The following is a 23,586-nucleotide window of genomic DNA, read 5'->3' on the forward strand; positions in this document are numbered from 1 at the left end:
TTCAAATTAAAAACTTAAAATGCCCAGCTACCTTTACGGAAAATTGGTTCTACAGTTCCATCTGATAGAATACCGTCGATGTCCATCTCACTGCTGCCAATCATAAAGTCCTCATGTGTTACTGAAATATTTGCACCTAACGTTTCAAGCTGATCGTTTTCTAAATCTCTTCCACCCTCTAAGCAAGTTGGATAAGCTTTACCAATCGCTAAATGGTTCGATGCATTTTCATCAAACAATGTATTAAAATATAAAATTCCCGATGCTGAAATTGGTGATTCATGTGGTACAAGTGCTACTTCACCTAAATAGCAAGAGCCTTCATCCACATTAATAAGCTCTTGTAATAAATCATGTCCTACCTGTGCTTCAGCTTTAACAATTTTTCCTTCTTCAAATGTCAGTTTAAAGCCATCGATAATATTCCCTTGATAAACTAGTGGTTTTGTATTGCTTACATAGCCATTTACACCTTGTTTCATCGGTAACGTATAAACCTCTTCTGTCGGCATATTAGCCATGAAGATAGTATCATCAGGAGTTTTACCACCTCCAGTAATCCATTTATACTGTGGTGCTAATGCAATTGTTAAATCAGTACCTGGCGCTGTATAGTGAAGCTTCATATATTTTTTATTGTTCAGTAGGACCGCACGAGATTCTAAATTTGTTACATGTTCACGCCATTTTTCAATAGCACTGCCTTCACCAATACGAACAGCTTTAAAAATAGCCTCCCATAATGCTGGTACTTGATCCTCAGCTGCTAAATCCGGGAACACCTTCGATGCCCACTTTGGTGAAGGAACTGCTACCATCGACCAAGCTATTGAATCCTTCATTACGGCGTTGCGATTGTTTCTCAGAGCAGCTCCTGCTACCTTTTGATAGGTAGCTAGACGCTCAGATGAAATACCTGTAAATTTATCAGGATCTGTAGCATCTATCATTAATAGTGCTCCTTTACGTTCGATCAGCTCATCATTCATTTTGACTATCCACTCTGGGAAGCGATTAAATTCTTCATCTGAGGCATAATCAAAGTAAGCACGTTCCATTTCTTCATCCGAAAAATTAACATGAACACGCCCTGCCCCAGCCTTATAAGCCTCTTTGACAACTATACGGGCGAAATCCAATGCATCTACTGATGTATTGACTAATAAGTATTGCCCTGGTTGAATATTAACACCGATTTTCACCGTAAGTTCTGCATATGCTTGTAATTTTTCTTCAAAAGTCATATTATTTACCTCGCTTTTATCAAATTGGTTTTGAATTCCTCTCACTAACCTGCTTTTATACCATACTTTCTGAACAGGCTTTCTCAGAATTTCTCTTGCCTATTTTTTACGTTTTTCATCAAGACATGATAACAACTAATGGATTTTTTCTACTACTCATATATTTACTTTCTAAACTTTGATTCAATTAATATTAGTTTGTTTTTCAAAAAATCTAATCGAAGGTATCAAACATTACATAAAGTTATAGAGTTCTTTATTGTGAAAGCTCACTCATTTCTTCCCAACCTTTTCAATGCTGCTGCACCTAAAGGCTTACCATCAATGGGACGTTTAACATTCTCAATCACTCCTTTATCTTTACAAAAGCATTTTTGATAGATAAACATATCATTTGACATAAGATTAAATCATTTTGAACGAATTATCAAGCCGTAAAATTTAATTTTTAAAAAAATTCAGTAAAAAACCTATATGAAAATGGATTCTATCAAAGGGAGCGATAACGGAAAAATTTTTACGCACACATGGATACGAAATTACTACTCAAAAAAACCCCCTTACATTTATCTGCAAGGGGGTTTTCTTTTTATTCATTTTGCAAATAAACAAACGTGTTTCCACTTTACCCATTTTTTCATGTTTACATTATCCTATCTAGATGAAGCTATCTCCTAGAGGTAACGCCACATGCCCATCAAGTTAAGAGTTAAATTGCCCCCATAGAAAGGAAAACTGAATCGGATTGTATGAATAATTATGAAGAGATAGAATTTTCCTTTTGGAGATATTTCAAAAGTTTAGCTTGATGGGTATGTGAATCTCCTCTCTATAACAAATATTTTTTAGTAAATGTTAAAAATTTTACGGGAATGTAATTTTTTAACATTTTAATTTTTCTCAATTGTATAACTTTATTTTTGAACTATACTTAATTCGTAATCCCAAAATTAGGAAAGGAGCTTTGAGATAGGACATTTATCTTAATTGTTTACTTAGAGGAGTGATTAAAAAAATCAATGAAGGTAATGTGTTTCTAAATTAATCAGGAAGGGAACTTGAAGTGTTACTATGCTTTTTTTTACTCATCTAAAAATATCATCAACATTTTTTTATAAGTGTGAATTTAAAAAATCCACTTTCGGCATTAGTGAAAAAACTGATATTTCGTATGTAAGTAATAATGAATTTTAACGAAGGGACTGATCTATATGAACAGAAGAAAGAATTGTAGATTACAAAAAACTATAAAGGTGTTTGCAACATCTGCTATTTTAGCAACCACGTTATTTACACCTATTATGTCAAACAATTTAGATGTACATGCTGAAACTGCACAAACTGCAACTCAATTTGAACAAAGAGAGTTTGACCTTCCAGGTACAGGAAGTTTTTGGGATGAAGCAAAAAGAGAAAAAAGAAGTGAGCAAAAAAATTATATGCCAACAGGCATATATGTGAAACCTAATGAACAGGTTACAATTACAGTATCAGGAACGCAAAAGATTAGAGCCATTATTGGGACACATCAATATGATAAAGAATGGGGAAAAGAAATTGATCTTTCTCCGGGCTCTAATACTATCTCTTCACCAAACGGCGGCGTATTAGGGTTAGATAATTTTCAAAGCACAGGAACAGTTAAGGTGCAAGTAACGCAAGGCGGTAGCCCTATTCCTTTCTTTGTATTAGGGAAACACACAAAAGCAGACTGGATTGCCATGATGAACAACTATCCAAATGCACATGCAGTACAATTGAAATCAGAACGAGCGGTGCTAACTGTAACTCGTGATAGTGCCAATAAATATATTGTAAATCAAGATCCTGTGCCCCTATTAAATAAATATGATGAAATGATTCGAGCGCAAGACAAGTTAGCAGGGCTATCTGAAACAGATCCTAATCCTTTACATCGTTCAACTCGTCGTATTTGGGCCTTTGTAGAAAATCCTAACGCACAAAGTTGGGGCATGTATGCAAGTTGGGATGGAGCCGTCTTTACGACTGCTGGTGAAGCTATCAAAAGCACTTTAAATGTCAATGAGTTTGGGTGGGGACAAATGCATGAAGCGGGACATGCACGACAACAATATCCATGGACGTGGAATGATTTAAGAGGTATGGGTGAAGTAACTAATAATCTATATTCTTTAGCTGCATTCAAGAAAATATACCCAAATATACCAACACGTTTAGATACAGAGGGAGATTATAATAGAGCTTTTGCGTATTTAAAACAAACAAATAAGGAATATAAAAATATTGACGACCTGTTTGTAAAACTTGTTATGCTTTGGCAACTTCATTTGGCATATGGGGATGATTTTTATCCAAATCTCCACAAATTATATCGTGAGATACCAGAGGATCAACTTCCCAAAACAGACGAGGATAAAATACAGGCATTTATTTACAATACATCGAAAATAGCAAAACAAAATGTACTGCCATTCTTTGATAAATGGGGATTAAAAGCAACACAAGAAACGAGACAAAAAGTAGAAGCTTTAAACAACCCAACATTAATTGCACCTATATGGGAAGCGACGGATGCTAAACCTGTTAAACCACTTGCTGTATTGTCAAAAAAAATAATGAAGGCAAGTGCAAATAGTGAGGAATCAACGGGCTCAGCTAGTAAGGCGATAGATGGAAAAACAGATACATTTTGGCATAGTACTTGGACACCAAATCAATATCCTTACAATTTGACACTAGAACTTGGTGATACACGTACCATTTCACAATTGGCATATCTTCCAAGGCAAGATTGGTCAGAAAATGGCCGTATTTTAACTTACAATATTTATACGAGTGTAGATGGCATTACGTATGACAAAATATCATCAGGAACATGGGAAAATAATAGTGATAAGAAAACGGCAACATTTACCCCAGTTACTGCAAAGTATGTAAAAGTGGAAGTAACGAAAGGACAGAATGGATTTGCTTCAGCAGCTGAAGTAGATATTTTAGGGTATTAATTATTTTCACTTGTAAATGAGTATATGATCACAGGGTGGATTTTGAAATATTTTGAGAATCTGCCCTGTGATATTTTTTGCGTATTTCATGTTCTGTTTTCACTTTATAATTTCTGATAGGAAATTAAGTGAATAAGTTTCACTTAATACTAATAAAGTAAAAGTCTATAATGATTCTTTAAAAATTTATTTCTCAAAAAAACAGGATAAAAAAATAAACAGCAGAACTAGTCCACTGTTTACTTTGCCACACCTTCATGTAATTTTTCTGTATAATCCTTTACATCTTTCCAGCTATCTTTCGCTGTATGTAAATCTTCTTTTATAAACGTAAACTCTTCCGGACTAATTCCTTTTACGTTTTGTAGTAAATTATTATATTTTGCACCTACTGTATACCATTGATTTGATATGTTTTGTAGTGCTGTAATTGCTGCATCAATTGTTTCTGTCATGTTTGTTGTTTTATTTTTTATATCAGTCAAAATTACGACTTCTGCTTGTGCTCCTGAAATTCTATCTTTTAAATTGGCGATTTCTCTTTCTGCATTTGCGATATCTTTTTTCGCAACCGCAATCATCGGCCCGCCAGCAAGACATGTTATTAGAGCTACGCAAAGTACGCCACCAGCAATGACCATATCATTACTCTTTTTAATCGAATCGTTATATGTATTTATTTGTTGCTCTAGAGCTGGAATACCAGCATTCGTACTTGCCAATATCGATGTTAACTGATTTGTATCCTCTTTAAAACTATTTGTATCTTTCGCCATTCTATCGCGAAAAGCTTTCAAATTTCCTAATAATCCATCTACCTCATTTTGATTCTTTACAATATCCGCATACAACTTTTCTAAATCCGCTTTTAATTTCCCGCTATCCTTTTGATCAATCGCTATTAACATGTCATTATAATACGATTGAAAAGTATTATTGTAATTTATAATATTTTGATCTGTTTTCATAATTTGAGGCTTCATATTATTTAACCAATATGCTGCATTAATTTTTGCATCTCTTTGATGCTGAATCATATTCCCTTTAAATTCACTATTAATCGAACTTATTTTACTTAAATCCGTCTCTTGTTGATTTTGAATTAATTTTGCATATGAATCCATTGCAAATATGCTTGATGTCGTTTGTGCCATTACATCTTGGAATCCTGCTGGTCCAAGAGAATAGTTTTTCACATTTTCTTGTAGCACCGTTACATTTTGTTCTGCTGCAAAAGGATGTAAAGGAAATGCGTTACTCGTTGCCACCCCAGCAATCATTACCGCTAAAAGACATTTTTTATAAAATCGTTTCTGCATATTTTTCACCTATTCTCTTTATAAGGATATCAAAAGCTCCTGCTCACAACTGAACAGGAGCTTCAAATCATTCATCAACACTTAACGCCCTAACGATTCGTATTCGATTATGCTTTTTTCGTATCTACTACTTTAATATCTTCAGCATAAATCTTTTCTGCATAGTCTTTAATGTTTTTCCAGCTATCTTTCGCAATGTTTAAATCTTCTTTAATGAAAACAAGATCGTTTGGACTAATTGAATCCACATTTTGAAGTAAAGAATTGTATTTTGATCCCATTGTATACCATTGGTTTGAAATGTTTTGCAACGCTGTAATTGCAGTATCAATCGTATTTGTTAAATACTCAGTTTGTGTTTTAATGTTCGTTAACCCAGCTACTTCTAATTGAGCAGTTGTAATTTGTCCAGTTATTTTTTGAATTTCAGCTTGTGCATTGTCAAGTTCTTTCTTCGCCAATACGATACCAGCTGTACCACCGCCTACAGCTGCTGCGCCACCTGCAATTAATGCTACTCCTAGCGGTGTTCCTGCGCCCGTAGCAATAACTACTGCACCACCGATAATTGCAATTGGTCCTAGAGCTGTCGCAACAGATGAACCGATAATAATTGCATTATATTTACTAATTGCTTCATTGTACGTTGTAATTTGATTTTGTAATAGTGGAATCCCTGCATCTTGACTAGCTAATATAGATGTAATTTGATTTGCATCACCCTTGAAGTTTTGCGTATCCGAAGTCATTTTATTTCGGAATTTCTTCAAGTCTTCTACTAACTGATCCACTTGCGCTTTATTTTCATTAATACTACTTGATAATCTAGTTAAGCCTTTCGTAAGAGTTGCTTTATCCTTTGCATCAACTGCAGCAACTAAAGTATCATAATAGTTTTGGAATTTCGTATTGTAGTTAATGATATTTTGATTCGTTGAAATAAGCTGTGGTTTTAATACATCTAACCATTGCTTCGCATTTCCTCTCGCTGTATCTTGATGCTGAATGACTTTTCCTTTTAAAGCCGCATCAACAGATGATACATTACCAAAGTTAACATTACCTTGTTTAATAATTGTTAAAGCGTACAGATCCATTACTAAAGCATTTGAACCTGTTCTTTCCATTGCATCTTTTAAGCCTTCTGGTCCTAATGAGTATTCTTCATAGTCATTATAAGCTTTTGCTACCGCATGAACTGGAGCTTGTTTCACTGTACTTTCAGCTGCATACGTATGAGCCGGCATAATATTTCCTGCTGCAAATACTGCCATAAGTGCTGATAGAGCCATTACTTTATAAGGTTTTTTTGTCATTTTTCTTCTCTCCCTATATCGCTAATTATTTTTCTGTTTAATGTACTTCAACGTTTGTAACGTAATCTTCAAATTGATTTGTTTGCTTATTCATTTCATCACTTACTTTTTTAATTTGATTGAAATGTTTTTGAAGTAAACTACTGTCTGTATACGTGCCTTCTTCAACATTCTTTTGAATTTGAATCATATTATTATTTAAAACTTTCCAATCCGTTAATAACGTTTCTAAAGTTGTAATTTGACGATCAATTAATTCTGTAAAGCTATTTACTTGATCTTCAACGAATGTAATTTGAGTCGCCTCTGCTTCAGTTTGTGATAACTTTTGAATAAGTGGTAATAACTCTTTTTGCTTTTGTTGAATGCGAAGAGCTGCTTCTCTCGTTTGACTATCTGCAGCATTTACAATTTCATTACTTAAAGTACCGATAGAAACAAAATCGATTGTTTTCGTTTGTGCAGTTTGATTTGTGATTGTAAATACTTGTTTACCGATATTAATAGAACCTTTAATGATTTCTTGAGGTCTATTCAAAATAGTAGTTAGTTCAGCTTGAATTTCCCCTTGAATTCTTTTAATATCTTCTCTTAATTTCACAATATCTCCACTTGATCCTTGCAGTGTTTTTATTGCTTCATCGGCTTTAATTGATAAGTTGTTACTATCTTTGTCTAATACTGTTTTAAATCGATTTAACTCTAATAAATCTTGCTCCATACTCTCTTGGATGCTTTGTACTTGCAATTGTAATTTTCCATATGCACTCATAAAATCTGCTTTTGCTTGCTGATCTTCATTTACGTTTCCTGCTAGTTCATAGAGCTTACTATAATAGCTATTAAATCTAGTGCTGTATCTCATCATTTCTTGATTTAAGTCAATTAGCTTCGGATTATATTCATCAATCCATTCTCGTACATTCGCCTTTGCAAACTTTTGATGATTCGTTAAGCTACTCATCGCATTTACCTTAATGTCTGGCTGTTGCAAAATAATTAATCCGTATGCTTGAATAAGCGGTGATTGTGATCCTAACATTCTAATTGAATTGGATAATGTATTTGGAGCAATTACATTTTGCGCATATACTGTTTTCACTTCTGTTTGCCCCTCCTTAGCGTAAGCGCTTACAGGAATGAAGCAACTCGTAGATACTGCTGTAACCAATAACCCTGTAATTAAAGTCTTTTTCACTTTAACTCCTCCTATGTATTAGCAACTATTACTATCGCATTTTATTATTCTATTTTCTTGCCCATAATTTGAGATGATTAAAATAGAGAACGTTCTCACCGTGATCCATGTATGAACCACCTCTCTCGTATTGCTACAGTACTTACTTATCGTCACAAAACATTTTATTATTTTTCATATGTGTTTAGTATGAATAATATTGTATAAATTTTCTATTTCATCGAAATTCCCACATTCACACAGTGAATATATTACGTAAAAATATTATTCATTTTTAACTAAACAACATGCGTAAATATGAAATTTCGTTTTGTTTTCATATATGTTTTGTACTGTAAGGTCATTTAAACACAGCTGTTTATATAACGTAAAGAAGTATTTTCATTCCCTTTATTTTCAAGCTTTCATGTCCTTATTTCAAAATATAATCCGATTCACTTTATTGATTGAAATATCTACATATCACAACAGAAAACACTACTTGCAAATAACAGATAAAATTATATCGATATAATTTTTAAACCCATATGCAATTATGCATAGCATATACACAAAAAGGATAGCTTCATTTTCACGAAGCTATCCTTCAAAAATCTTCTTATTTTTTCAAATGATATGGAACTGTCGTAATAACAACATTTCTTTTATAAAGTAAATACGCACGTATGAGTAAACTGGATTGATTATGAAGAATGTTATGCCAACCTTTTTTCGGAATGAACTGTGGTATAACGACCGTAACGCGGTAATTCGATTCACTTGCCTTATACTGCACTGTATCAATGAATTTCGTTAGCGGCTGAATAATACTTCTATAATGAGAATGTAATGTAACAAGCCTTACTTCAGGTTGCCACACCTTCCATTTCTCTTCAAATTTCTTTTCCTCTTCTCTGTCAAAAGCAACATATACAGCGATAACTTGATCTGCAGAAAGAGATTTCGCATAGTTCAATGAATTTTCTACTACATGCGTCATACCTGCTACAGGAACGACAATTACATTCCCCTCAATTGGAATAAGAGGTTCACAAGTTTTTAAACTTAATTGATCACCCACTGCATCATAATGCTTCTTAATTCGATGAAACAAGAAGATAATAGCAGGTAAGAAAATAAGAATCGACCAAACTTGTGCAAATTTAGTTAAAAAGAACATGCTCATTACGATAAAACTAATAACTGCACCAATTAAATTAACCGTTAATTTTAAAGCCCATCCTTCAGGTTTTTCACGAAGCCACTTTAATACCATCCCTGTTTGAGAAAGTGTAAATGGAATAAATACACCTACTGCATATAACGGAATTAAATGTTCTGTTTGTCCTTGGAAAGCTACAATTAAAATAATCGAAGCAACTCCAAGTATTATAATACCGTTTGAGTAACCTAGACGGTCTCCTCTAATCGTAAACATTCTCGGTATGAATTTATCTTTTGCGAGGTTAACCGCTAATAAAGGAAATGCAGAATAGCCTGTATTAGCTGCGAGAATTAATATTAAAGCTGTTGTACCTTGTATGAAATAGTACATGAAATTACGTCCAAATGTTTGTTCAGCAATTTGAGAAACAACTGTTACTTCTTTACTCGGCGTCACTCCGTAATAATAAGCTAAAAATACAATTCCTGAAAATAACACAGCAAGTAATGCACCCATTGCAAGCAATGTTTTTGCAGCATTGTTTGGCGCAGGATCTTTAAAGTTCGGAATTGCATTTGAAATTGCTTCAACACCTGTTAAAGCAGAACTACCTGATGCAAATGCCCTTAACAGTAAAAACAAACTAATGCCCGCAACCGGCGTTCCGATCGGCGTGTGTAAAGTTGGTGAAACGTGACCAGTCAAAATATTATATATGCCTACACCAATTAATATAAATAGTGCTAAAACAAATAAATAAACAGGATATGCTAAAACGGAAGCTGATTCCGTTACTCCTCTTAAATTTAAGATGGTAATAAATATAACAAATATAATCGCAATGATTACATTATGTGCATGTAAACTAGGAAAAGCAGATGTTAGCGCATCTGTACCTGCAGATACACTTACCGCAACAGTTAAAATATAGTCGACTAATAAAGATCCTCCAGCAATTAAGCCTGGATTCATCCCTAAATTTTCTTTTGATACAACATACGCTCCCCCGCCATGCGGATAAGCAAAAATAATTTGACGATAAGATAAAATAAGGGCTGTCAATAATACTAATACCCCAACAGCGATCGGAATGGAATACCAATAAGCGATCGCTCCCACACCTGCTAAAGCAATTAAAATTTGCTCTGGACCGTAAGCAACTGATGACAATGCATCAGAAGATAAAATAGCTAAAGCTTTCGTTTTATTAAGCTTTTGTTCTCCAAGCTCTGTTGATTTTAACGGTCTTCCAATTAAAAATCTTTTAATAGATGAAACCAATGCTGTCCACTCTCCAATAATTTTGTACGAACTTTTCTGCTTGTTACAGCCAGTAAACGATTTCTTCAGAAAACAAAAAATGTCTACAAGCCATAGCGAAATAGACTTGTAGACATTATTTTTTTTGTCGCACAAGCTCCACCTTCCTTCTCAATATAACGCTTACGAGGTTAGCTGTCGGATTCGGGCCTATGAGTAGCCCTACCTTTTTCAAGGATTCACCCCATCGGATTATGTACTAATCCGTAAAAACGGGTCCCCCGTACCATGCGGTTTCAGCGATTTAGAAAATTGAAACTGTGGATTATAATACTCCTTTATTTTCAAAAAGTAAACAAAAATTTTTAATAAGAAAAAAATTAAAATGATTGCGCATAATCCGCTGAGAAATATACATAATGAATATTAAAAATCCGCAAAGGAGACCCATATGTCTAAAGAAAAGAAGCCTATTTTTTCCGATTCATATTTAGATGCAGTAGCAAATGAAATTAATCAGTTATATGGTAAACGTGAACAGGAAATAAATTTGACAGATAGAACGAAAAGAAATAAATAATTTGTCATACAAAAAATAAAAAAGATAGCAATACACTTATATATTGCTATCTTTTTTATTTTTTCATACATCTAATTCTATTACAGATTTGTTAAAGGTCATCTCTTCATACACCTTTAAATTTTGATATATAGATTCTAATAATGGTGCCGCTATAGAAAATTTCTCTGCTACATCCAGTAAATATCCTTGCAAGTGCTTCCCTTCAATAAACGAACCCTTTTCCATATCACGTTGCATTGATGACTTCATATCATACGAAATTTTATCAATCGTTTTCATATGTTCCTGGGCAATATTAGCCTTTACTGGAGCTCCTAATACTCTCATGATTTGTACAGATTCCTCAAACACATTACGGATAAAATCACGGCCGCCTTCACTTTCACGGATTGGTCCAATTGGTGCACGCATTAACGTTGTCACACCTGACATTACAGTAATAAATAAATATTTATGCCACATATCTTGCGTAATATTTTCACTTAAAACAAAACTAGACTTCGTACCTGAAAATGCTTTAGAAATATGCTTTACTCTCTCTGAATTTTGAGACTTAATTTCTCCAAACACAAGTCTGTTGGCAGCGCTAGTTTGTACAATTTCTCCTTGATCGTTTAACGTCGTCTCGATAAAGCATAAACCGCCAATTACTTTTTCTTCGCCGAATTCTTTTTGTAGTAGTGATAAATGAGCGATACCATTTAACAATGGAATGATTACAGTATTATCGCCAACAAACGGCTTCAAATCTTGAATAGCCTCGTTTAAGTGATACGCTTTTGTTGAAAATAAAATAACATCAAATTGAGAAGTTCTCTCTTCTTTCGTTATTAATTTCGGTTGGAAGGAAAAATCCCCGTTAACACTTCGGATTACAAGTCCTCTTTCCTCTAATTGCTTTTTCCGTTTACTACGAACAAGAAACGTGACATCTTCTCCCTTCTCGACTAATCTGCCACCAAAAAATCCTCCGACTCCACCAGCGCCTAATACTAAAATCCGCATACAGCATGCCCCTTTTCAAAATACAATTTTATAACTTTTAGTATACATAACATTATACATGTCCTCTACTAAATAAGCTGAATTTTCACTCTCAATTGAGTATAAAAGAGTGGTTATTTTCAAATAAATTTGGGCATGTTGTTTCTATAGCATATATGGAAAGGACACAATGTAGATGGAGGCAATACAATCAATTGAGGAAAAAGGTGTAACAACAGCTATATTCCAATTTATATTCCCGTTTTCGTTTAAAGCTGGATATGAACAAAATATGTTCCCTTTCTTACAAAAAAACGATTTTCGTCCTTTTCGGCTCGATCATCTCGATGATGAAAATACATATTATGGGGAGTTTAAAGTTTCACATCAAAATATGGAAGCATACTATCTTTCATTTACAAATAAAATTCTCTTTCCTCATTCAGAGCATCAAAAGGGCTTGCAACGTTATTCAAAGGACCTTAACTTAACTGGACATTTAACAACAAACCTTATTTCAATCCCATTCAAGATACACTCTATTGATGTAACACTTTGTCCTTATGAACTTGGCTTCTTAACAATTCGAACAGAAGTAAACACTGCTCCAAACATGACTTTATCTGAAGCAATCGAATTCGCTGCTCGCTTCCGTGTACTTGAAACTAACACTGATACAAATGAGTCTATTTGTATTGAATGTAACGGAAAAAAGTATTCCCAAGTTGAAAAATTCATTTTTGGTTATTTATTTCATGGCGTAACTGATTTCTTTGAAAAGAAGAGATTAAGAAGTTCATACTTTCAAACCTTCCCTTTCTTTGAAGACCAAAGAATGTACGTTCAAACTTTATTGTCACTAAAAGAAGGTATGGAACTTAATGAAGTAGATGTTTATCGTACTTCTAGTCTTTCCGGATTAACAAGTGATGGTAAACCATATGTAAGTGCAAATAACCTTCCTTACATTCATGACTATTTAAAAAAACACGCTTACCAGAGATGGGCTCCAAATCGTTATTTCATTATGGAAGAACATATTTTTACATGTGTAACAAATGAAGGAGAACGCGAAATCTCTAAACTTGCTAGTCAAATGTTCGGAGAATTTTATTACGCTTTATTATTAAACCTATTTCATAAAATTGTTTTATTAAAAATGGCAAACGCCTATGCTGAGCTAAACATTGAACAAGATACTAATGAAATAGAGAAATTAATTTATTCGATCAATTCGTTCACTGCTAATTATTTTTCTTTAGAATTAGTATCCCAATCACAAAGTGAAGATATTTTCTTCCGCTTAAGAAAACTTTTTAATATTGAGGTTCTATACTCGAACGCGAAACAAAATCTTGATAGTTTGTTTAAATATCAAGAAAATGTCGCCTCTAAAAAAGATAGCCTTTTATTATTAATTTTAACGCTCTACTCTGTAGTGGGCCAAATGTTAGGGTTTACTATGATTGACCTTTTAAGAAACACCGATTCAAACAAAATATCGTCCCCTCTTGAATTTTTCGCTCTATTAATTGCGATTAGCGGCATTGTCATTTCACTTATTTTAGGAGCCCAAAGTTTATATCAATGGGGTCTACAGCATAAACAAAGAAAAGCTTGGGTAAAACAAACGGTACTTTCTGCCGTTAAAGAGAAAGAGGATAAAAACTAAAGAAGGTTATTTTCAAATTCTTGGTGTGCTGCAGTAAGTGAAATTTTTATCAGCGATTTTTAAATATATCGACTTACCGACAAAAAACGACGAATGACAGGACTGGATAATAAAAAAAGGGTACTCCAAATTAAAACTTGGAATACCCTTTTTTATTATACGAATTCAGCTTACTTCCCAGCTTCGATTTTCTCTAATGCAGTAGCTACTTGCTCTTCCGTTAATTCATGTTGTATTACGTAGCGGTTACGTGGACTTACACGACATTCATGAGAACATGCACGTAAATATTTCGCTTCGTTTTCTTCAGAACATAAAATTTTCTTATTACATTCTGGATTTGAACAGTTTACATAGCGCTCACATGGTTCACCTGTAAAGTGATCTTTACCAACGATAACATGTTCTTTTTGGTTTACTGGAACAGCGATACGCTCATCAAACACGTAACATTGTCCATCCCAAAGCTCACCTTGTACTTCTGGATCTTTTCCGTACGTTACAATTCCGCCGTGAAGCTGACTTACATCTTCAAAACCTTCACGAACTAACCAACCAGAGAATTTCTCACAACGAATTCCACCTGTACAGTAAGTTAAAATCTTTTTACCTTCAAGTGTTTCTTTGTTTTCTCTAATCCAATCTGGTAATTCACGGAATGATTCGATATCAGGTTTAATCGCACCTTTGAAGTGTCCTAAATCAAACTCATAATCATTTCGTGCATCAATGATAACTGTATCTTCTTGTTTCATTGCCTCATAAAAATCTTTTGGCTCTAAATACTTCCCAGTTATTTCGTGTGGGTTAATGTCATCTTCTAGACGAAGTGTAACTAATTCTGGACGAGGACGTACGTGCATTTTCTTGAATGCATGCCCTTCTTCTTCATCTATTTTAAATACGATACCATCAAAACGTGGATCATTATTCATTGCTTCCATGTATTTCTCTGTTTGCTCTACAGTTCCAGAACAAGTTCCGTTAATACCTTCTTTTGCTACAAGAATTCTTCCTTTTAATTCAAGTGAATTACAAAATTCTAAATGCTCTGCAGCAAATTCTTCTGGGTTTTCAATTGTTGTGTACATGTAATATAGTAATACTCTGTATGGTTTTGTAGTTGCCAATGTATTTCTACCACCTATCTAATTTTTAAAATCATGTATAAGTTAACGTTCATATCAAAACATATATAATAAGAAAATGAATCCCATTTTCTTTTCTTTATACTATTTTCTATCAGTTAACAAAAATAAAAAACAAGATTACACATCATAACACTATGGTTATGTTGTAATCCCAATATATTATATATCATACAATTGCAATTCCATCAATTAATATGCTGTATTATCAGCTTTATGTTCACATAAATTTCAAAAACAGCCCTTTAATTCACTATGTTTCCCCACGTCATCACACCATAAACTCCCAATTCATTTTACATTATCACACCATACATTGCATAAAGGCATATAATTTGCATTAAGGAAACTTTCGTGTTCAAATGAAATTATCACATAACATATTTAAATGTATTGAAATAATGAGTAAGAATAAATACAATAATTTCATCAAGTTAACATTTTAAAGGGGAAAACTACTATGAATAAAGATATAACAAAAGATAAACATCTCCCTTCTGAAAGTACAACTGTACAATCAGCTCACTTAGCTTTAAGTGGAGAAACAAAAGGCTGGAAAAGACTGTTACCATTTTTAGGACCCGCTTTTATCGCGTCCGTTGCTTATATTGATCCTGGCAACTTTGCTACAAATATCGCAGCTGGTTCACAATATGGATATTTACTATTATGGGTTATACTCGCTTCTAACTTAATGGCTGTATTAATCCAAACTTTATCGGCTAAATTAGGAATTGCTACAGGAAACAATTTACCCGAAATAGCTCGTGAAAACTTTCCAAAGCCTGTGTCTATCGGCTTATGGATACAAGGTGAACTAGTTATTATGGCTACAGATTTAGCGGAATTTATTGGAGCTGCATTGGGGCTTTACTTACTATTTGGAATCCCGATGCTACCTGCCGCTTTAATTACAGCAGCCGGATCATTTATTATCCTTGAATTTCAACGTAGAGGATTTCGTCCACTAGAAGCTATTATTACAGGAATGATTTTCATTGTAGTAATTGCTTTTGGGATTCAAGTTTTTTATGCAAAACCAGAATTAAGTCCCCTTCTTTCAGGACTATTTATTCCAAAATTCCAAGGTGTAGACAGTATATTACTTGCAGCAGGGATTTTAGGTGCGACAGTTATGCCGCATGCAATATACTTGCATTCTGCATTAACACAACGCCGCGTGGTCGGAACAAATGACGAACAAAAGAAAAAGATTTTTCGTTTCGAATTTATCGACATTATTATTGCAATGGTTATTGCTGGAGCAATTAATGCAAGTATGTTAATTGTAGCAGCTGCACTATTCTTTAAAAATGGCTTGCACGTTGAAGATTTAGATGTTGCTTACACTCAATTTACCAATTTAGTAGGTCCTGTATCGGCTGCATTATTTGGGATTGGACTTTTATCAGCAGGACTATCTAGCTCTTCTGTCGGTACAATGTCGGGTGATATTATTATGCAAGGTTTCATTCGCATGCATATTCCGTTATATTTACGCCGATTTATTACAATGATTCCACCACTAGTTATTATCGCTTTAGGTGTAAATCCAACTTACGCTCTAGTCATGAGCCAAGTCGTCTTATCATTCGGTATTGCATTTGCATTAGTGCCACTTATTATGTTTACAAGTAATAAAAAGATTATGGGTGCACTCGTTAACCACCGCATAACAACATTTATCGCTTGGATAATTGCAGCACTCGTTATCGTTTTAAATATCTTCTTACTGTATCAAACATTTGTAGGGTAATGAAAAAAGAAGGCTGTCCCAAGATTATTTGGAGACAGCCTTCTCTTTTGAATTATAAATTTTCATCATCTATTCACATATCACACCGTGCTTTCAACAAATTTTTCAAACTCTTCTTCCTCCTCAATAAATGGAAAATGATTACTGTATTCAAATGTCGACATTATTGCATTTGGCATAAGTTCGGCTACTTCTACTGCAAATTCATGAGGACACTGTGCATCATAAATTCCAGCGTAAATACGGGCTTGTATATTTACATTCTCTAATTGTAAACGCACATCAAATGTAGGTAACTCCTTATAAGAAAAATAATCAAGACGTTTTGAAACTGTTTTACCGCTGTTCGGTCTAGTAATCATTTCATCATAAGCTGATTCATTATATAAAGACATCATTGTCCATTCTTTGTTTACGGCACGCCTCTCATCAATTGTAGAAGCCGTGTCCCTAAGTACTGCAAATATTTCTCTTAAACGAGCATTTTGATTATTATCTCTACAATAAATACTATTTTTGTGATTTATATACTCAGCTGATGCACATAATCCGCCAGCTATAATTTTCACAAGCTTCTCCGGACACATTATCGCATACTGTAAAGCAAGCATTCCACCAGTCGAATGACCTGCATACGTCCAATCTTCAATATTTAATGCTTTACGTATCGCCTCTAAATCACGTACTGCATCTACCATTCCTAGATTATATTTAGTGGTGTCATGTGTAGAGTTTCCGCACCCTCTTAAGTTTATAAGATACACTGTGTAATGATTCGTAAATGCCGAAGCAAATAAGTTACCCTTGCCATTAAACTCACTGTATAAATGCGTTACACACAGTGGTTTTCCTTCACCCTTTTGAAAATACTCAAATCTCCCTCTATCAGTTTCAACATAATACTTCTCCCACATTAGCGCTTCCCCCCCTAATTCCCTTTTATATATTCTCCTCTTTCCGGCATCATGACACCATTTTCAGCTCGAAAGTAAAGTGGCAATCCTTCCACAAAAAACATACTTACCTTTGACGGATCTTGCCTTTGATGATGGATATGTAAATGCGGCTCACTTGAACTTCCTGAGTTACCGACTTGAGCAAGAACTTCTCCCTCTCTTACACGTTGTCCTTCTTTCACTTTAATTGACCCTTTCTTTAAATGGGCAAGAATTAAAAATGTGCCTGTTTCATCTAGTCGTAAATAAATATGATTCCCAGCCATTGACTGAAAATTATCCGATCCCGGAACTAAATCTTGTTCATTATTATTAATTGATACCACCGTCCCAGAAGCTGGTGCCATTACTTTCGCTCCATATATTCCGTAATCCTCTAACTTACTACTTTTCACTTCAGCAGGTGGAATGAGAATATCATATGCCCACCTTTCATTTGGTTTTATAACGTGATAGTTCATTTCTAACCGATCACCACCCCAACCTATTAATGCTGGCTCATTCAAAGGAAAACGAACTACTGCTTTAGGACTCATAGATTGTATATCTGCTGGATAAGGAATTCTACCTATATTAGCAAACCAACCGACAGGCCAAGCTCCAATGATAGAAAACAGAATGATTAAAAATAGCGTTCTATCTATCCGCTTTCTAAAAATGCCTTTCCAAAAAAATATTATTACTGATCCTATCAAGAGGAAAACTGAAATAAAACTAAAAGCCTGTATACTCCACCAAACAAAAACTGATGTAACACCATTAGCTAGATAAATTAAACTCCAACTTATAATTAAAAAAGAAACTATAATTACTAATAAAAATTTCTTCCACATGTCGCATCCCTACTCTCATATCATTTTTCTCAATGATACAAAGTAAAAATTACGACATATAAAAGAAATAATTACGACTTTCTTACTTTTTTATACTGCGGTAATTTCACAGTAAAAACTGTTTCTTTATCGTTACTACGTACAGTTATATCCCCTTGATGGAGCTCCGCTATACTTTTCGAAATTGCAAGCCCCATTCCTTTCCCACCCGTATGAGAACTACGTGATTTTTCACTACGATAAAATTTCTCAAAAACGTAAGGAAGGTCCTCTTTCGGAATGCATTGTCCAAAATTTTTAATTTCTACTTCAACATTCATTGTTTTATTGAAAATTCCAATTGCAATTTCCTTTCCATCTCTCCCGTACATAATACTATTACCTATTACATTTTCAAATAGTCTCACTATAAGTGTCACATCAACTTCTACATGTAGCACTTCATCACTTTTAATATAAAAGCTCATATTGGCATCATCTAATTGTGGTACAAAGTCAATCATGATTTGTTCAATTAATGCTTTCATATCTACTTCATCTTTATGTAATTCAATCTCTCTATAATTTATTTGACAGTATTCTAATAAATCATCTACTTGATTTTTTAATTCATAACTTTTTCGCTTTAATATACTTACATATTGTTCACATTCTTCTCCATTCGAATGGAGTTTATTTCCTAACAGGTCCGCATAACCGATTAAAGATGTTACTGGCGTTCGTAAATCATGAGAAATATTACTAATCATTTCATTTTTCATTTCCTGTGATTTTTTTTCATTCTCGATAGACTCTTTTAAGCTTTTGGCCATTCTATTAACATTTGCCGCTAATTCACCAATCTCGTCATTTTTTGAAATAGGTATATGTACTTCAAAATTACCGTTACTTATTTCCTTCACGTTCTTATTAATTTCAGACAATCTTTTCATCATTGTTTTTGTCATACATGCAAAGTATGTCGTAGTAAAAATCAAAAAAACTATAAAGTATAAAAATGAATATTTTTCCTCTAATGCAGTAACATGACTATATGTATTTCCAATTAAAATTTGAAACACTATTATACTTACAGTTGCTAACAAGATGCTACATATGAATGCGATAAAAAACTTAGCTCTAATGCCTTGTAATGATTTAATCTTCAATTTTATATCCGACTCCCCAAACATTTTGAATAAACTTCGGTTCTTTTGGATTCTCTTCAATTTTATTTCTCAATCTTGCAATATGAACCATTACTGTATTATTACTTTCATAGGCTCTTTCGTTCCAAACGCTCTCATATATTTCTTCAATTGTGAACACACGATTCCTTGCAGCTGCCATTAAGTGTAAAATATCATATTCAGTTTTCGTAAGATTCATTGTTTCTCCATATAACATTACTGTTCTCGACACTTCATCTATTTCTAAACCTCTAATGTTTATTTTCTTTTCCATTACTTGGGGAGCATTTTGATTGAAATATGTATACCTTCTTAATTGGGCTTTTACTCTTGCTATAAATTCAATTGTACTGAACGGCTTCACAATATAATCATCTGCCCCAGTACTAAATCCAATTACCTTATCTACATCCGATGATTTCGCGCTTAAAAACATAATTGGTAAACTATGTTTCTCTCTAATCCTTCTACAAAGTTCTATACCATCCATTTGAGGCATCATAATATCCAAAATAGCAAGTTGAATACTGTTATTATTTATTATTTCTAAAGCCTCTTCTCCGTTATGAGCGCTAAAAACTTTAAAACCTTCTTGTTTTAAATTCACATTAATAAATTGAATAATATCTTTATCGTCATCTACAATTAATATCGAATTTTTTTCCATTTCCAAACCTCTTTTTTGAAATATATTCCACATCTAAGTTTATCATAAATCAAATCTACCCTTACACCTTGAATAATCTTTATTTTCAGATTAAATTATATAATAACAAATACATTCTATTTTCATGTGAAAAGGAGCGAAAATATGTTTCCTTTATTAAAAACTGAAAGACTTATTTTAAGAGAACTTACCGAAGAAGATGCACCGCGTATACTACAATGCTTTTCTAATACTAATGTACTGCGCTATTATGGCCAAAAACCGTTACAAGATGTTGATCAAGTGAAACAAATCATTCATAACTTTAAGTTGAGTTACAATGCAAGAAGCGGTATAAAATGGGGAATCGAATTAAAAGACAAGAAAGAACTCATCGGTACCATTGGTTTTCACGATTGGTCTTCTGAGCATAAACGAGCCAATATAAGTTATGCCTTTTTGCCTGAACACTGGGGAAAAGGATATGCGACTGAAGCTGTTTCTGAGGTTATATCATACGGTTTCCATACGATTCATTTAAAGCGGATTGGAGCAATTGTATTTCTTGAAAATGAAGCTTCCAATAAAGTACTATTAAAATTAGGTTTTGAAAAAGAAGGCGTTCTAAAAAATTATATGTATCAAGATGATATCCCATATGATACGAATTTTTACGCTTTATTAAAATCAGTTTAATAGAATTTATGTGTAAAAAACCTTACTTTTAAAAAGTAAGGTTTTTTGTATTTATTCATTAGCAATATAAGCATTCTTATAAGTATAAATACCACCAAATTGATGCTTTTCAATTCCTTTTACATAATCCTTTTGTACATATGCTGAGCCAATATGATAAAGCGGCGCCACCGCAGCATCTTCTAATAATACCTGCTCGGCTTCTCGCAACGCTTCCCATCGTTTTTCCGTATCTAGTACAAAATCCGTTTTCGCTTTCTTTATTAATTCATCGTAACGAACATTAGAATAATTCATTTTATTATTCGGATTCCCTGTCGTAAATAACTCTAAATAACTAATTGGGTCTTTATAGTCAGGTCCCCAATTTGCCATAGTTATATCGTAATCACCTATTTGTTCTAACTGTAATTTTTGCTTAAATGGCTGTTGTTTAATTTGTATCGTTAACCCTTGCAAATTCTTCTCTAAATCACCTTTTATATATTCTGCCATACGTATTGCATTATCTTGTTCGAACGTTAAGAACTCTAGGTTTACTTGTTCTACCCCAAGCTCTTTTTTCGCTTCTTCCCAAAGTTTTTTCGCATTTTGCAAATCATATGAGGAAATATCTCCATTTTCTTTTCTAAAATCTTTACCAGTCACTTCATTTACATGACCAACTGGTACAAGTCCACTTGCAGGTTTTGCTCCGTTATTAATAAAGTGAGCAACGAAATCATCTTTATTTAACGCTAATGAAATAGATTGACGCACCTTTTTATTTGCTAACGCGTTATTTTTTTCATTAAAACGAAGCATAGCAATTCCAGGATCACTCGACATATGTAATTCCTTATTCCCTTTATACTTGTCTACAACTTGCGAATTAATAGGTACTCGATCCAAATCTCCGGCTTCATATAAATTTACAGCTGTCATTGTATCCTTTAGGATATGAAAGTTTATTTCATCTAATTTCACTTTCTTTCGATCCCAATATGTAGTATTTTTCTTTAATTGAAACTCTTGTTCATGCTTCCATTTTTCTAATACAAATGGACCGTTATATATGAGATTACTAGGTTCCAATGCATAATTGTTTCCTTGTTCTTTCAAAAATGATTCATGCTGTGGTAAGTATATAGATAGTGCTAACAACTGTAAAAAATACGGAACTGGCTGTTCGAGTTCAACTTCTAACGTATAATTATTTATCGCTTTAACCCCAAGTGCATCAAGAGGCATTGTTCCCTTATTGATCTCTTTCGCATTTTTTACATAAAAGAGCATGGACGCATATTGAGAGGCTGTTTCAGGGTTAATTGCACGTTTCCAAGCAAATATAAAATCATTTGCTGTTACATTATCCCCATTTGACCATTTTGCATCTTTACGCAAGTCAAATGTATATTTCTTACCATCTTCACTTCTTTTAAACGATTTTGCTATGGCTGGAGTAGGCTGATCTTGATCGTTTAATACATATAACCCTTCAAATATATTCTGCATAATGTGTGCTGATGTACCATCTGTTGTTTTCGCAGTGTCCAGAGAAGGAATTTCTTCTGATACTGTTACATTTAACACTTGTTTTTTAACCTCTATGTCACTTTTATCCGCTTTATTATTACAAGCTGTTAATAATAAAGATGTAACAAGTGCCATTACCATTAAATGGCTCTTTTTTCGCTTCATGAGTTGTTCTCCTTAAATATAAAATATTATAAAGCGTAATATATTATAGCAGAAATACTAGCAGAAAGATGCGACATTCTTTTGAATATTTATTCGTTCAAGAAAAAAACTATCCTTTTAAAAGGATATGGATTACCTTGGAATCTTTTCGATTTTTAACGAAAAAAACATATAAACTAATAGGAGCTTAACTTTTCCTCAATAAAATCGAATTTAATTGTCGCTTCAATACATACTTTCTATTTTATAGCATCTAAATACCACAATACCAAATTAATATTTACGGATATTTTACGAAACTTTCGGAAATTAAGACGAATATTCTGGACTTATCGTTCCGGAATATTTATACTAAGTTACATGAATGGAGGTGTTATAAATTGGGTAGAAGTATTAGTTTTAACAAAGAACACGCTTTAAATAAAGCTATGCATTTATTCTGGGAAAAAGGTTATGATGCTACATATATATCAGATCTTATTGAAACGATGGGTATAAGTCGATCTACTCTCTACGATAGCTTTGGAGATAAGGATGCACTATTTAAACTAGTTTTGGAACATTATAAAAATTATGGCTCTCAAAAGAGAAATTTACTTTTTAGTGGTATAAACACAAAAGCATCACTTAAATCCTTTTTTTATCAACATATTGAAAAATGTTATTCAGGTGAGATTCCAAAAGGTTGTATGATAACTAATTCTTCACTGCTTATTGGACAAATTGACCCTGCCATAGAAGAAATACTCATAAATGATTTTAATGAACTTGAAAAAGTATTTAAGCAAGTTATCGAAGAAGGAAAAAAGAAAGGAGAAATTTCACAAGAGGTTGATACTGAATTAGTTGCATATTCTTTATTAAGTTTAAATCATAGTTTGAATGTAATGTCTAAATATAAAAAAGAGAAAAATTCAGCCTATCATCTAGTAGATAAGACTATTGCAGACCTATAGTCTTTCTTTTTTAAAGTTTCTGGAACGAACGTACCAAAA

Annotated in this window: 18 protein-coding genes and 1 riboswitch; of the genes, 6 read left to right on the top strand and 12 right to left on the bottom strand. The window is 33.4% G+C overall.

Features of this window, described 5'->3' with window-relative positions; genetic code table 11:
- Positions 1-14 precede the first annotated feature (14 nt).
- Positions 15-1,244: an aminopeptidase gene (locus tag CQ064_RS00235; protein WP_000141973.1), complete on the bottom strand. Its 1,230-nt coding sequence runs from the start codon at positions 1,242-1,244 to the stop codon at positions 15-17.
- 1,211 nt (positions 1,245-2,455) lie between these two features.
- Here CQ064_RS00235 and CQ064_RS00240 point away from each other — a divergent pair.
- On the top strand, positions 2,456-4,231 hold the full coding sequence (locus CQ064_RS00240; protein WP_001081793.1) for a M60 family metallopeptidase: 1,776 nt from the start codon (positions 2,456-2,458) through the stop codon (positions 4,229-4,231).
- Positions 4,232-4,470: 239 nt separating this feature from the next.
- Here the strand turns inward: CQ064_RS00240 and nheC are convergent, their stop codons facing one another.
- From nheC to CQ064_RS00265, 4 genes are all read right to left on the bottom strand, one after another.
- Positions 4,471-5,550: a non-hemolytic enterotoxin NHE subunit C gene (gene nheC, locus CQ064_RS00245; protein ID WP_001171991.1), complete on the bottom strand. Its 1,080-nt coding sequence runs from the start codon at positions 5,548-5,550 to the stop codon at positions 4,471-4,473.
- Between the two features lie 107 nt (positions 5,551-5,657).
- Positions 5,658-6,866, bottom strand: a complete 1,209-nt coding sequence (nheB, locus tag CQ064_RS00250; protein ID WP_000162967.1) for a non-hemolytic enterotoxin NHE subunit B — start codon at positions 6,864-6,866, stop codon at positions 5,658-5,660.
- Between the two features lie 37 nt (positions 6,867-6,903).
- Positions 6,904-8,064 (bottom strand): non-hemolytic enterotoxin NHE subunit A, encoded by a 1,161-nt coding sequence (gene nheA, locus CQ064_RS00255; protein WP_000751827.1) that lies wholly within the window; start codon positions 8,062-8,064, stop codon positions 6,904-6,906.
- Positions 8,065-8,662: 598 nt separating this feature from the next.
- A complete protein-coding gene (locus tag CQ064_RS00265; protein ID WP_000254899.1) occupies positions 8,663-10,489 on the bottom strand; it encodes an APC family permease in 1,827 nt (608 codons plus the stop codon).
- Positions 10,490-10,633: 144 nt separating this feature from the next.
- A riboswitch (cyclic di-AMP (ydaO/yuaA leader) is annotated at positions 10,634-10,780 on the bottom strand.
- Between the two features lie 139 nt (positions 10,781-10,919).
- On the opposite strand from CQ064_RS00265, the gene CQ064_RS33970 reads away from it, so the two are divergent.
- Complete coding sequence (locus CQ064_RS33970; RefSeq protein WP_000031873.1) at positions 10,920-11,048, top strand: hypothetical protein; 129 nt, start codon at positions 10,920-10,922, stop codon at positions 11,046-11,048.
- Between the two features lie 63 nt (positions 11,049-11,111).
- Here the strand turns inward: CQ064_RS33970 and panE are convergent, their stop codons facing one another.
- Positions 11,112-12,056, bottom strand: coding sequence for a 2-dehydropantoate 2-reductase (gene panE, locus CQ064_RS00270; RefSeq protein WP_001221908.1), 945 nt, complete (start codon positions 12,054-12,056; stop codon positions 11,112-11,114).
- 175 nt (positions 12,057-12,231) lie between these two features.
- On the opposite strand from panE, the gene CQ064_RS00275 reads away from it, so the two are divergent.
- Positions 12,232-13,707 (top strand): hypothetical protein, encoded by a 1,476-nt coding sequence (locus CQ064_RS00275; protein ID WP_000387441.1) that lies wholly within the window; start codon positions 12,232-12,234, stop codon positions 13,705-13,707.
- Between the two features lie 170 nt (positions 13,708-13,877).
- On the opposite strand, the gene trhO is transcribed toward CQ064_RS00275, so the two are convergent.
- Positions 13,878-14,837, bottom strand: coding sequence for an oxygen-dependent tRNA uridine(34) hydroxylase TrhO (trhO, locus tag CQ064_RS00280; RefSeq protein WP_000246233.1), 960 nt, complete (start codon positions 14,835-14,837; stop codon positions 13,878-13,880).
- A 478-nt stretch (positions 14,838-15,315) separates the two neighbouring features.
- Between trhO and CQ064_RS00285 the strand changes: the two genes are divergently transcribed.
- Entirely contained in the window at positions 15,316-16,611 is a 1,296-nt protein-coding gene (locus CQ064_RS00285) for an Nramp family divalent metal transporter (RefSeq protein ID WP_001030686.1), read from the top strand.
- A gap of 80 nt (positions 16,612-16,691) precedes the next feature.
- On the opposite strand, the gene CQ064_RS00290 is transcribed toward CQ064_RS00285, so the two are convergent.
- From CQ064_RS00290 to CQ064_RS00305, 4 genes are all read right to left on the bottom strand, one after another.
- Complete coding sequence (locus CQ064_RS00290; protein WP_000263707.1) at positions 16,692-17,525, bottom strand: alpha/beta fold hydrolase; 834 nt, start codon at positions 17,523-17,525, stop codon at positions 16,692-16,694.
- Between the two features lie 14 nt (positions 17,526-17,539).
- Positions 17,540-18,400, bottom strand: coding sequence for a M23 family metallopeptidase (locus tag CQ064_RS00295; RefSeq protein ID WP_000265539.1), 861 nt, complete (start codon positions 18,398-18,400; stop codon positions 17,540-17,542).
- A gap of 71 nt (positions 18,401-18,471) precedes the next feature.
- Complete coding sequence (locus CQ064_RS00300) at positions 18,472-19,572, bottom strand: HAMP domain-containing sensor histidine kinase (RefSeq protein WP_167374444.1); 1,101 nt, start codon at positions 19,570-19,572, stop codon at positions 18,472-18,474.
- Positions 19,538-20,236, bottom strand: coding sequence for a response regulator transcription factor (locus tag CQ064_RS00305; protein WP_000414518.1), 699 nt, complete (start codon positions 20,234-20,236; stop codon positions 19,538-19,540). Before CQ064_RS00305 ends, CQ064_RS00300 begins: the two co-directional genes overlap by 35 nt.
- 144 nt (positions 20,237-20,380) lie before the next feature.
- On the opposite strand from CQ064_RS00305, the gene CQ064_RS00310 reads away from it, so the two are divergent.
- Positions 20,381-20,911: a GNAT family N-acetyltransferase gene (locus tag CQ064_RS00310; RefSeq protein ID WP_000484225.1), complete on the top strand. Its 531-nt coding sequence runs from the start codon at positions 20,381-20,383 to the stop codon at positions 20,909-20,911.
- A gap of 51 nt (positions 20,912-20,962) precedes the next feature.
- Here CQ064_RS00310 and CQ064_RS00315 read toward each other — a convergent pair whose 3' ends face one another.
- The gene (locus CQ064_RS00315) at positions 20,963-22,591 is read right to left on the bottom strand and encodes a peptide ABC transporter substrate-binding protein (protein WP_000823498.1); all 1,629 of its coding nucleotides are present in this window, start codon (positions 22,589-22,591) and stop codon (positions 20,963-20,965) included.
- A 380-nt stretch (positions 22,592-22,971) separates the two neighbouring features.
- Here CQ064_RS00315 and CQ064_RS00320 point away from each other — a divergent pair, with 380 nt between their 5' ends.
- The gene (locus tag CQ064_RS00320) at positions 22,972-23,547 is read left to right on the top strand and encodes a TetR/AcrR family transcriptional regulator (protein WP_000533752.1); all 576 of its coding nucleotides are present in this window, start codon (positions 22,972-22,974) and stop codon (positions 23,545-23,547) included.
- The last annotated feature ends 39 nt before the right edge of the window (positions 23,548-23,586 follow it).

The sequence above is a fragment of the Bacillus sp. MYb78 genome, assembly GCF_002975115.1.
In the GTDB taxonomy this organism is placed as follows: Bacteria; Bacillota; Bacilli; order Bacillales; family Bacillaceae_G; genus Bacillus_A; species Bacillus_A cereus.

Excerpts from the sequence above, each read along its gene's own strand:
- CQ064_RS00295 (WP_000265539.1), bottom strand. The coding sequence starts at position 18,400 with ATGTGGAAGAAATTTTTATTAGTAATTATAGTTTCTTTTTTAATTATA.
- CQ064_RS00285 (WP_001030686.1), top strand. The coding sequence starts at position 15,316 with ATGAATAAAGATATAACAAAAGATAAACATCTCCCTTCTGAAAGTACA.
- CQ064_RS00275 (WP_000387441.1), top strand. The coding sequence starts at position 12,232 with ATGGAGGCAATACAATCAATTGAGGAAAAAGGTGTAACAACAGCTATA.
- CQ064_RS00235 (WP_000141973.1), bottom strand. The coding sequence starts at position 1,244 with ATGACTTTTGAAGAAAAATTACAAGCATATGCAGAACTTACGGTGAAA.
- CQ064_RS00315 (WP_000823498.1), bottom strand. The coding sequence starts at position 22,591 with ATGAAGCGAAAAAAGAGCCATTTAATGGTAATGGCACTTGTTACATCT.
- CQ064_RS00300 (WP_167374444.1), bottom strand. The coding sequence starts at position 19,572 with ATGTTTGGGGAGTCGGATATAAAATTGAAGATTAAATCATTACAAGGC.
- CQ064_RS00240 (WP_001081793.1), top strand. The coding sequence starts at position 2,456 with ATGAACAGAAGAAAGAATTGTAGATTACAAAAAACTATAAAGGTGTTT.
- CQ064_RS00305 (WP_000414518.1), bottom strand. The coding sequence starts at position 20,236 with ATGGAAAAAAATTCGATATTAATTGTAGATGACGATAAAGATATTATT.
- nheB (WP_000162967.1), bottom strand. The coding sequence starts at position 6,866 with ATGACAAAAAAACCTTATAAAGTAATGGCTCTATCAGCACTTATGGCA.
- CQ064_RS00310 (WP_000484225.1), top strand. The coding sequence starts at position 20,381 with ATGTTTCCTTTATTAAAAACTGAAAGACTTATTTTAAGAGAACTTACC.
- panE (WP_001221908.1), bottom strand. The coding sequence starts at position 12,056 with ATGCGGATTTTAGTATTAGGCGCTGGTGGAGTCGGAGGATTTTTTGGT.
- CQ064_RS33970 (WP_000031873.1), top strand. The coding sequence starts at position 10,920 with ATGTCTAAAGAAAAGAAGCCTATTTTTTCCGATTCATATTTAGATGCA.
- nheC (WP_001171991.1), bottom strand. The coding sequence starts at position 5,550 with ATGCAGAAACGATTTTATAAAAAATGTCTTTTAGCGGTAATGATTGCT.
- CQ064_RS00290 (WP_000263707.1), bottom strand. The coding sequence starts at position 17,525 with ATGTGGGAGAAGTATTATGTTGAAACTGATAGAGGGAGATTTGAGTAT.